The sequence below is a fragment of the Photobacterium makurazakiensis genome (assembly GCF_050336715.1).
In the GTDB taxonomy this organism is placed as follows: domain Bacteria; phylum Pseudomonadota; class Gammaproteobacteria; order Enterobacterales; family Vibrionaceae; genus Photobacterium; species Photobacterium makurazakiensis.
Map to the genome: position 1 here is coordinate 19616 of NZ_JAKJSJ010000073.1, position 9926 is coordinate 29541.

Annotated in this window: 10 protein-coding genes and 2 pseudogenes; 1 reads left to right on the plus strand and 11 read right to left on the minus strand. The window is 42.0% G+C overall.

Translation table 11 applies throughout. The features are described 5' to 3' along the window. Positions 1–7: 7 nt before the first annotated feature. From traU to L4D09_RS24925, 11 genes and pseudogenes are all read right to left on the minus strand, one after another. Positions 8–1018 (minus strand): conjugal transfer pilus assembly protein TraU, encoded by a 1011-nt coding sequence (traU, locus tag L4D09_RS24875; protein ID WP_428460238.1) that lies wholly within the window; start codon positions 1016–1018, stop codon positions 8–10. Beyond that, entirely contained in the window at positions 1015–1695 is a 681-nt protein-coding gene (gene traW / locus L4D09_RS24880) for a type-F conjugative transfer system protein TraW (protein ID WP_428460239.1), read from the minus strand. The genes traU and traW overlap by 4 nt, the downstream gene beginning before the upstream one ends. After that, positions 1695–2054, minus strand: coding sequence for a TrbI F-type domain-containing protein (locus L4D09_RS24885; RefSeq protein WP_428460240.1), 360 nt, complete (start codon positions 2052–2054; stop codon positions 1695–1697). The genes traW and L4D09_RS24885 overlap by 1 nt, the downstream gene beginning before the upstream one ends. Continuing rightward, positions 2047–4596 (minus strand): type IV secretion system protein TraC, encoded by a 2550-nt coding sequence (gene traC / locus L4D09_RS24890; RefSeq protein WP_428460241.1) that lies wholly within the window; start codon positions 4594–4596, stop codon positions 2047–2049. The genes L4D09_RS24885 and traC overlap by 8 nt, the downstream gene beginning before the upstream one ends. A gap of 3 nt (positions 4597–4599) precedes the next feature. Continuing rightward, a complete protein-coding gene (traV, locus tag L4D09_RS24895; RefSeq protein WP_428460242.1) occupies positions 4600–5001 on the minus strand; it encodes a type IV conjugative transfer system lipoprotein TraV in 402 nt (133 codons plus the stop codon). A gap of 11 nt (positions 5002–5012) precedes the next feature. Next, a complete protein-coding gene (locus L4D09_RS24900) occupies positions 5013–6554 on the minus strand; it encodes a TraB/TrbI/VirB10 family type IV secretion system protein (RefSeq protein ID WP_428460243.1) in 1542 nt (513 codons plus the stop codon). A gap of 5 nt (positions 6555–6559) precedes the next feature. Continuing rightward, positions 6560–7318 carry a type-F conjugative transfer system secretin TraK gene (gene traK, locus L4D09_RS24905; protein WP_428460244.1) on the minus strand — a complete coding sequence of 253 codons (759 nt, stop codon included), beginning with the start codon at positions 7316–7318 and terminating at the stop codon, positions 6560–6562. Then, positions 7318–7890 (minus strand): type IV conjugative transfer system protein TraE, encoded by a 573-nt coding sequence (traE, locus tag L4D09_RS24910; RefSeq protein WP_428460245.1) that lies wholly within the window; start codon positions 7888–7890, stop codon positions 7318–7320. The genes traK and traE overlap by 1 nt, the downstream gene beginning before the upstream one ends. A 2-nt stretch (positions 7891–7892) precedes the next feature. Next, positions 7893–8195 (minus strand): type IV conjugative transfer system protein TraL, encoded by a 303-nt coding sequence (traL, locus tag L4D09_RS24915; RefSeq protein WP_428460246.1) that lies wholly within the window; start codon positions 8193–8195, stop codon positions 7893–7895. Between the two features lie 46 nt (positions 8196–8241). Continuing rightward, entirely contained in the window at positions 8242–8541 is a 300-nt protein-coding gene (locus L4D09_RS24920; RefSeq protein ID WP_428460247.1) for a type IV conjugative transfer system pilin TraA, read from the minus strand. Positions 8542–8949: 408 nt separating this feature from the next. Beyond that, positions 8950–9633: pseudogene (locus L4D09_RS24925) on the minus strand (Tn3 family transposase); the annotation flags it as partial. 95 nt (positions 9634–9728) lie between these two features. Here L4D09_RS24925 and L4D09_RS24930 point away from each other — a divergent pair. Then, positions 9729–9926: pseudogene (locus L4D09_RS24930) on the plus strand (IS5 family transposase); the annotation flags it as partial.

Here is a 9926-nt window from a genome sequence, read left to right on the forward strand (position 1 = left end):
TTGCTCCTTACAAGAAAACGCAGTTGCGTTTTTTCCAATTGATAAAGCCGAAGTTACTGCCCGTTACAGGGTTGTCATGCCCTGATTCCCATATAATGCTTGTTGTCGTGTATGGGTAGCATGTGTGTGCTCTAGGGATGGTTGCACTCATTTGATAGCGAAAACGATGCTTTGGCAGGATTGGGCTAGGCGCTTGGTAACACACCGCTCTATCGGCTCCAAAGGACTGCCAAATCATGCCTTGTCGATGAAGTTTGTAATTGATGCGTTGCATAATGAGCGTTGCGGCTTGGACGGTGCTATGTTGATAGCCAGTAGTACCCGTTAAAGGGTAGGCAGAACCTTGAGAGCCGAGACACCAGAAAAGAGGGTCGAGAGGCAGAGCTGTACCAAGGCTTGTGATTATGGACTCAGCAACACAAGCGAGCTGAGTAGCAGGATTACCGAACAAAATGGCTTCGGGGTTTAAAACAAAGGCAAGCTCATCATCCTCCCAAGTCGGATCAAGCTCAGTCATATAGCCGACTCCGAAGGTATCCGTTGCCATACAAGCCGATGAAGCGATGATATCTAACCAATACATCAAGGGGTAAGTGTAAAAATGAGCATGATAGAAAGCACCATCGGCATACTCTCCTTCACGAACGGTCACATTACCGCCAATATTAGTCTTGTTTGATAAAGACATTTCCATATCCATATTGACCATACAGTAAGGAACACGAGTAACGTCAGTTAGTGTACTTGGCTCCCAGTAACCAATATTCAAACCAATTTGAATATAAATTGGTGGCGGTTTAGGACAGTAGGAAATTGGAGAAGAAGGGTTTGATGTGTCAGGGTAACGACTCGACATCATTGGAACGCTGCCAAGCGTCATAGGTAACATACATTCCCAACAAACATCACTGATAGGGTTAACAAAGTTACCAGTACATGCCGCACCAATAGCCTTCGTTGCTGGACTGATAAGAACAGAAAGCATCAAACAAAAGGTTAGGGTAATTTTACTTATCATTTCATCACCCCAATTGTCTTGATTTGATAGGGGTCATGCTCTGTCACACGCCAGTTTTTGCCATCTTGATTAATGGTTACAGGAAGATGTGAAATGTGGAACTTACGAGCCATATCCCCCGTTTGCTCAAAGTACACACGTTGATCTATTTCGTTTTCTAAATTGGTTGGCACACCATTTGTCAGAATGATTTTGGTTGGCATGGTTTCGGTTTCTAAATGACGCTTTAGCCAATCGACTTGAGCTGCATCATCACCATCTAAAAAGATCAGTCTTTTACTAAAGTTAATCTGGTAGGCGTTGCGGTTAGGGAACGTTGAAGGGTCAAAGGGATTGATTGTTAAACCCTTTGGATAAATAACATTGCCTTTGTGATCTTTAATATCAATCGCAAGAGTTAAGCTAGGGTCTACTAGATAACTCTTAGGCTCTGTAGTCGTTGGAAAGTTTACAGCTACTTGAGGGCGTAAAACTTGTTCTTTTACCGTCTCTTTCATCTCCTGCTCTAATTCACCAAGACGACCAGTTTCTTTTAGGTGCTCTAGTCGCTTGTGAATATAAGAAATAAAGTGCTGCTCAATGATTGGAAATGTTGGAGCTACAACTCCAAAATCTTTCGCAGTCGCATTGAATGAGATAAATAAAGTCAATGGGTATAAATATAGGCGCTTAATCATTACTGCCCCCCTTCGCTTTTAGGCGATTTAGCTTTGTAGGAAGCAATAATTTGGTCGGCTATATCATTCGTCACATCATGTTGATCAGAAGCAACAGCAGCACCAACAAGCAAAACAACATTGTGGTCGTTTGCGTAGCTGTTCATTGTGCGCTCAAGAACTTGAACAAAACCAACTAAACGATTTGATTGCTCATTGACAGAAAGAGACGATTTATTCAGCTCAGATTGGTAACTGTCAATCAGGCGCTTAGGGTCAACTTGCACAATGTCTTTAGTCATATAAGAGGTCAAAGCGACAGAAGCAGAAACCGATATAACCGCAGTGAGTAGATGAGAAATGAAGTTAGATTTACGCATGAGATTCACCATAGACGTTATGCTCAAATTCTTTAATCTCATCACCATAGAAACGCTCAGAGGTCATTTGAACAGCACTATAAATATCGTGACCTTGAGCAAGCATTTCCTCTGTGTAAGCCCACTCGTTAGGCTCAGTAGAAAAGGTTGCTCGTGAGAAGGGGTCTGCAAAGAAACGATGGAAACTGGTATTACCGCCAGTCTTGAGCATGACACAGCTATAACCCGCAGCCCCCGCTCGTTCAAAGTTACGGATTACGTGTTCTTCAAATTGAGAGAACTTATTAGGGTTATCTTGCACAAAGCGGTCAAAAGCTTGCCCTTGACGCATAATGATGTGAATGTCGCTATTGTTGTAGCAAGCTTCCGCTTCGGGGTTTGCGAAGAAGTCTTGGAAGCCTTGAGTAACGGTACAGAAAGAGCCACCGAATTTACGAGCGGTACGATAACCAAGTTGTATAAATTCTCGTGCAGACTCGTTAGCACCAGAAAGCAATGACCAAGCTTCTTCTATGACACAAAGCTTGCGGGTTTTACGATTACCAGACAGGTACATTTGTTGGTTAATGGCAACAATAAGAGAGAAGATCACAGGGCGCAGAACGGCAGGAGGAAAACCCTCAAGCTCAAGCGTAGTAATATCAATGTTTGGGTCTAACATGGATGGCTTATTGAAAATATCGCCATAGATACCATCACTTCGATACTTGTTTAGCTGAGTCGCTAATTGTGATATTTGGTCAGAGTTTTGACCTTGATTGCGAAGGTAAGTAGCAATTTCAAACAATTCATCTTGTACGTGGTCAACCAGTGTTTCGTTATGATGTTTTTCCCAAGCATTAACAATGGCATCACCCAAACAAGCTGTTTGGAAGTCGTCTAATTGACCTCTTGGAGAGCCCATAGAAGCAAAAAGCGAAGTAATATTGTCTAGTGCTTCTTTAAGTGGATCGACACGCTCGCCCGAATCTGTTCTAAATTCGTCTCTTGTAAAACTACCTAAATGAGTAAATGGGTTTAAGAAAATATCTTTAGGGGTCATATAAACACCACCAAAAAGCAAAGTCATTTTCTTAAAGCTCCCCCCTTTATCTAGAATCCAAACCTTGCCGCCAGAGCTATGAACACTGGATACAATTTTTTGAGTAAGGAAGGATTTACCACTACCAGAGCCCCCAGAAAGCGCTATGTTTTGGTTATCTGTCCCGCAGCTCCAAGGGTCAAAGTAACTCAGTTGTTGCCGCATGGTAGGAAGCAACACGCCATTGCTTAGGTTTTTATGATCCATTGTGATAGGTAAGAAATTCACAAGGTTAGAGCTTTTTAGAGTGTTAACCCTCGCTGCTTTTTTTACGTCACTCCAATAGTCAATCATTGAAAATGGGAGAATAGAAAAGAAAGCCTGACTTTGTAAAATACCAACAGGCATAACCTCACAACCCGCCCCAGAAAAAGCAGTTGTCGCTGCTGAAACGTGTTTTTTCTCATTTTTCTTGTCAGTAAATAAAGCAACGTTAAGGGACATTGAGGCAAGTAGGTATTCTTGATTTATAAGCCCTTTTTGCAGCTCCTTTCGTTCTTCTAGCTCATCGGATGCCGTTGGGACAAGAGCTCGTAACTTGCTTTCTAAGGTCTTAGTGAGATCTCCAATTTTAGTATCGTTATTAATTTGGCTTGTCCCTCTGTCCTCTAGCTTAAAGTTCACTGTCATAAGGTGCGGGCATTGAACAGACTTCGCTATATTACGAACAGAACTAAAACACTCAGGGAGTCCATAAAGTCGAAAGTCGCTAGGTAAGCGTCTTAGACCTAAATTGACGATACGGTAATTTTGTTGACGATTTGCCTCATCCGTATAGCGAACTTGAATGTGATTTTTGCAGCTCAAAAATTCAGTATCAGGCGCTAAAATCTGAGAATTTATAGGCTCTAAATCATTATAAACGGGTGCTACAGGGCGGCTCGCATCACGGTTGAAGTTAGATATCTGCTCCACATACCAGATTAGGCTAACAGGGGTGATAGCTTCTAAATGGAAACCAACAACCTCTGCCGAAGTCTTAAATGTTTCTTTGAACGCTAATAGGTTCTCTTTTGTAGAGGTAGTTGTTACGAAAACAAACGCTTGATAGTCTCGTACATCGAAGTAGTAAGGCTGACGATGGTTGAACCCATTTTTTGAAGCGTAAAGGTAATAATCAGCGTCTCGCTTGGCGAGCTCTGCGGTTATCCCGCCACGTTGAGACATTGCTTTCTGATTGCTGCGCAAATGATGCTCGACCATATTATTGCCGAGTAAACAGAACTGATAATCCCATTTCTCCCCTTGCGGAAATTCACAAATAAGGCGATTAAGGGACTCAACTAATTCGTCATTCGCACCACCAAAAACACCAAGACTGAAACCGAAGCCTATTGAGTTCTTATTCTCAAAGACTTCTGTTGCTTCATCAAAATAACGATAAACAAGTTCATTGTGAAAGTGATTAAAAGTGCGTTTTGATTGCTTATGAAGCGCTGTTATATCTTGAAATACACCCATAACTTAATCCCTCTTGATTGCTTGAACTGGTCGTCCTGTCCATTCCGCTTCTTTGAGGACAATGTAAATATCAGTAGTATCGATGTATGAGCCTGTTTCATCCTCAAAAGGGAAAATAGTTACTTTGCGAGTGATTTCTTCGGTTCTTTGGGGTTTGCCCGTTCTATCCCTACGAGGCAATAACGAAAAAGTTGGGACGAGAGATTCAGCATCATTCAGATCTGAATCAACACCATTACCGTGATTATCAGGGTTGGCGTAGTGGTCAATGTTTTCACGAATATCGTGCATCGTAGTACAACCACCGACCCCGCCTACTTTGTCACAAGAATATTCGTTATCTAATCCAGTACTACACCCATTTAAAATGGCTAGGACAAAAGCGGTAAAAAATAAGCGGTACATAAGCGTCACTCCTATTGACCGAATGGCGAAGATTGACCGCCATTACCCATATTTTGAGGGAAGTTAGGGATTTGATTTGAAACATCACCCGCTAGAGGGTTATTTGTTACAACGTTAAGAATTTGACCTGTTGGGGTTGCTTGAGCTGCGTCTTTAGCGGCTACTTGAGCCTCATAAGCTTCAGATTCGCTTGAGTCCAAAGGAAACCCTTCAAGAAAGACGATGTTTACAATATTGCCGGGATTAAGTTCGACTATTGGATGGTAAAGCTCTGCAAGTTTGATGTAGTAGTCTGCTAGTTTTTCCCCGACCGATGAGGTTGCATTGCCGAGTAAGTTTAATGCTGCATCTTGGCTGTTTATCGTAGAGGTTGAGCCTAGCGCACTGGTTGAAGTTGTTTCAGAAAGGGCTTTACCAGTTTCACCTAGACCCGTGAGAATCCCAGCGACACCCGCCATTTGCACGATTTTTCCGTTTTTAAGAATGGTCGTGCCTCGAATACCGTTGCGACCAAAGTTGAATACAGTACCCTTAATTGGAATATCCAAAATCTCATCGTCAGCGAAAATACAAGAAATACGGTTTGTCCTAACAATACCTCTTGAGCTTGATATTTCACCGTAAACACTGCCCGTAATCGTACAGTTGTTAAGTTTTGATTTTTGACCATTTGGTAAGATACCTTCGTTTATAGTCTGAAAGACCATAGGAGCGGTATTGCCTTGACCAAGAGCCCCCCCGTCAGCATCAGCACCACCAGTAACAACGGCTGTTACGAAGCCACCTGTCGGCATGTAGTTATCAATGGTGCGCTTTTTTGCTTTTTCCTCTACCTCGTTAACGTGATCCCATTCAAAAGTGAATTGGTCAATGCCACCTTGATCGAATACTCTTGATGCGCTTGGGTCATAAGCGTATTGACCTTGATTGGAGTTATCTACGCCATTGCTAGGGCGAGGGCGAGGGGGGAGAGTCTGAATACCAAAGCCTTGAGTATTTGACTTTAGAACGTCGGACTGTTGCACGTTGCCGTCAGCAGTAACTATGTTGTCGTTAGTTTCTGTAACCTCCGGCATATCGGGAATATTTTCTAGAGCCGTTTTCTCAGCGATTCTCTTAACTTCATCAAATTGAGTATTTTTAATGTTATCGACTCTGCCATCGACCTTATCTTCAAATTGTCGTTGCTTATTAGTTAAGTCATCTTTAAAGCGATTCCAATTGAGCTGCATATCTGCAATTAACTTTTCTTGCTCTGAAACCTTTTTGTTGAGCTCATCATTTTCAAGTTGCAAGATAGTAACAGCCGATTGGTTATCTTCATCGACAAACTCAGGCTCGATAATTTCCCCAAAACCTATGACTTCTTCCGGTTGTTCAACATTAACTTCTTCTTTAGCACCAAAGTATCGCCAAGCTAATGTACCCATCAAAGCAACGACCACTACAAGAATGAGGGTGATGGTGTAATTTCGGGTTTTTGCTTTTTCATCAACATCAAGTCCTTCGGAAATATCACCTTCGGGCTCTTTAAATAACTTTTTGATATCCATAGCAATTACCTCACACCGGTTACAACATAAAGCAACACTGATTCTTTAGGTTTCAATTCACCTTCACGATCAAGAGAAGCGCTACGAGCTGCATAGCTATAAAAGTGAGCATTAGTTACAGTTTGAGGCTCTTTGCTCTGATTGATTACCTCGTAAATAATTCCGCTATAGTGTTTACCTCTGAAAACCTTCATAGGGATTACAGCCAAAGGCGAGCGATCTTTAGGTAGGTTTTTTCTATCTACGATATGAAGTGAAAACCCCGCAATCTTGGTCTTGTAGCGCTGATGAGCAATCATTTGCTTGGTAAACATCGCAACCTTCATCGGGTAATCAAATTCTTTACTGTCGAAGATGCTTGGTTCAGTTTTATGAGCATTAACAGCGACAAATTCAGTCACAAGAGCAGGAACGGACTTAGGGTTGATAAACAAGGTAAAGTTGTGACCATTTTTAGTGCCAACGTGAGCCGTAAAGGGGATCGCTACATTTATCTTGAGTGTGATAGAACCGCTCTTATCAGTTTTGCTGTTCGATGAAGTACAGAAACCAATAGGACAGACAAAGCTTGTGATTGAATCGTCACGAACAACAAGGCGATTAAGGTTATTTGAAGATAAAGGCAAGCTAATTGTGTCGTTATCATCGAAGCGATATGTATTTGCAGGGACGTTATCGATATGCCCTGATTTGGGCTCTTTAGCAGTAACAACCGATGGCATAATTAGAGTCGCTAAGAACAGAGTAATAAGAAATTTAATCATTATTCTGTCTCCTTATGGCTAGTCTCTTTGTTGATATAATCAAGCTGTATAAAGCCATGCTGATAGCTCATCTTGACTATGTAAGTGTTGTTTTCGTCAGGTAGAGGGCGAATCCCTACATTTTTATAAAGCGTTCCTTCTATGCGAACCTCAAATTTGTCGGTATCGGGCTGATTAGACGTAATATCAAAGGTCGATGAAACGTTATGCTCTTTGATAAACGTCACTTCACTTGAGAGGACAGGGCTGAAATTTTTCCATACAGAAGGGTTTGCGTACTCTGAAAGCAAATAGAACTTACGCTCTACAGAGCTAGGAGTGACGTTAAAGCGGAGATACATGAAATACTCAGCCATCATCGAAAGGTAATCAGCATCGACATTGGCATCGCTTACAGTGAACGCTTTGCTAATCATTGGAGGGGTGATAGTGCGTGACTTGTGGGTAGCAAGGTAATAGCTTGTCCAACCTAAGCCACTAATCCCTAAAAGAAGGGCAAAGACAAAAATCAGAAGCAGAGCATTTACGCCACTTGATATTCCCGCATATATTTCTCTATTTCCAGTATCCATAGCTATTTGATCCAGTATCGTTTCTCAGAAGGTGGTGACTTTGGAAACATACTTTCTGCGATATGCTTACTTCCGTACCAGTAGAGCAAAAGTTGAATTGCGTTATCACCGTATTGACGCTTAATTTGTCTTAATCCGATGAACCAACCCGCACAGGCAATGAGAGAAATCACCTCATGGCGCATAGCGAACAGGACAATAAGAAAAAATAGAGCGGGTAAAACTTCATCACGGGGTAAACCAGCAAAGGTTTTACCTCTGTTTAAGTGTCTAGGTATGTAGTAAAACTGATGTGGACTTTCCATATTTTCACCAAGAGGGGGATTACTCCCCTCTTGCCTCATTTGTTGGTTAAAGACCGATCATTGGTGTAATGACGTTCCAGAAAAGAACACCAACAGCGAAGCCACCAATAGCACCTAGCCAGTTTTTAGACATAAAGCCAAAAGCAAGCGCACCGATACCCCCGAAAGCAAGCAAAGCCATTTCTACAGCAGAGCCAGTACCCGCAGTATCTTTGATGTCAGTTTTTGCATTGGTAAAAAGGTCGGCTGCATGAACAGGGTTAGCCACTGCAAAAGCTACAATAACCATCAAAGCAATGAAGCTCATCAAGCTAATGTTGGAGGTTAAAACACTTGGATTTTTCATAACAAATTCCTTCTAGTTAAGTAAAGTGGAGCTGTTTTTAGTCAATAACAGGACTCCGTTTAGCTGTCAGTCGGTCAGCTAATGACAACTATATGCGAAGGAATGGTGTTTTTTTTCTCACTAGCGTCTCACTAGCGTCTCACTCGTTTTCTCAACTAAAAAATAGAGTGAGAAAAAGAGTGAGAACGTGAGAAATTAAGTGAGAAAGATAGATTTATCAGTGGTTTAATTGCTATTTGCTTGATTGCATAGCAATGAGAAAATCATCGTTTAACCAGGCTCGTTCCTCGCTTGGTTAAACGATGATTAATAGGGGTTTTGCGCCCATTTCAGCGAAAAGTCCAATGTGAGCCTACAGCCCTTTATTTATAAGGGCTGGCAGGGATCGCTTACTCTCTAATATCCTTCTTAAGCCACCAGTTCGACCATGCTATCCTCTCTCCAAGGCTCTAAGTTCTCAAGCAGTTTATCTAGAACGATATTGTCTTTCTGAATACCAAAGGTGTAATTACCGGCAAGTTGGATATGACGCCATGCGACTGGAGATAAACCCGCTATCAGATTCACCACTTCCTGATTACCTTCTTGCTCAAATTTTTCAATCAGATTGGATAGCAAGGCCGAGTTATAATAAATGATGCAGTTAGCAATAATTCTCGCACAATCATTCCACTGATCTATCTGATAATCATTGCCTCCACGGAATTGATTTCCATTGATTGACGCAATAGCTCGACGTAGTTGATGGTAGGCTTCGCCACGGTTCAAAGCTTGCTGGACAAACTGTCGCAGGACTTTATCGTCAACATAATCGAGTATATAAAGGCACTTAATGATTCGGTCATACTCTCTAAGTGCGGCTAATGTTCGACTGTTCTGTTTGCCGTTCGACAGCTTGGTAATGATCGTACTTTGTGTCGTTGTCTTACGACTTAATGAGCAAATGATCCTTTGAATATTTTCCCACTCACGTTTGATTAGTGAGGTGTTAAACGGTCGGCGCAGCTTTAATGATACGGCGTCTCCATGCTCTATTTCGAACAAATCATGGAAGACATATTTAAACTTGGCGTATCGTGGCGCGAATTGGTAACGGCTTTGTTGACACGCACATTAAATCGTCAATTTTGATTTGAGCGTGCCTTACTTTATCATTGCCATCTATCTTCGTTTCCAGTTCAAACATCATGCCTTACAAATACAACGAATCCAGACGTCATCACTTCAAAAAGCCGCCCTATCGGCAAACCAATTATGCTGAATACAACCAAAGTCTTCGTGATCGTGGGCGCATTGATATCTGGTTATCTGACGACATCATAGAGAACTGGCAAACTGAGCAACGCTCTTACGATGGCACAGGGTCATCACCAAAATACCCAGAC

Coding starts and splice junctions, on each gene's coding strand:
- traU (WP_428460238.1), bottom strand. CDS start 1,018: ATGATAAGTAAAATTACCCTAACCTTTTGTTTGATGCTTTCTGTTCTT.
- traW (WP_428460239.1), bottom strand. CDS start 1,695: ATGATTAAGCGCCTATATTTATACCCATTGACTTTATTTATCTCATTC.
- L4D09_RS24885 (WP_428460240.1), bottom strand. CDS start 2,054: ATGCGTAAATCTAACTTCATTTCTCATCTACTCACTGCGGTTATATCG.
- traC (WP_428460241.1), bottom strand. CDS start 4,596: ATGGGTGTATTTCAAGATATAACAGCGCTTCATAAGCAATCAAAACGC.
- traV (WP_428460242.1), bottom strand. CDS start 5,001: ATGTACCGCTTATTTTTTACCGCTTTTGTCCTAGCCATTTTAAATGGG.
- L4D09_RS24900 (WP_428460243.1), bottom strand. CDS start 6,554: ATGGATATCAAAAAGTTATTTAAAGAGCCCGAAGGTGATATTTCCGAA.
- traK (WP_428460244.1), bottom strand. CDS start 7,318: ATGATTAAATTTCTTATTACTCTGTTCTTAGCGACTCTAATTATGCCA.
- traE (WP_428460245.1), bottom strand. CDS start 7,890: ATGGATACTGGAAATAGAGAAATATATGCGGGAATATCAAGTGGCGTA.
- traL (WP_428460246.1), bottom strand. CDS start 8,195: ATGGAAAGTCCACATCAGTTTTACTACATACCTAGACACTTAAACAGA.
- L4D09_RS24920 (WP_428460247.1), bottom strand. CDS start 8,541: ATGAAAAATCCAAGTGTTTTAACCTCCAACATTAGCTTGATGAGCTTC.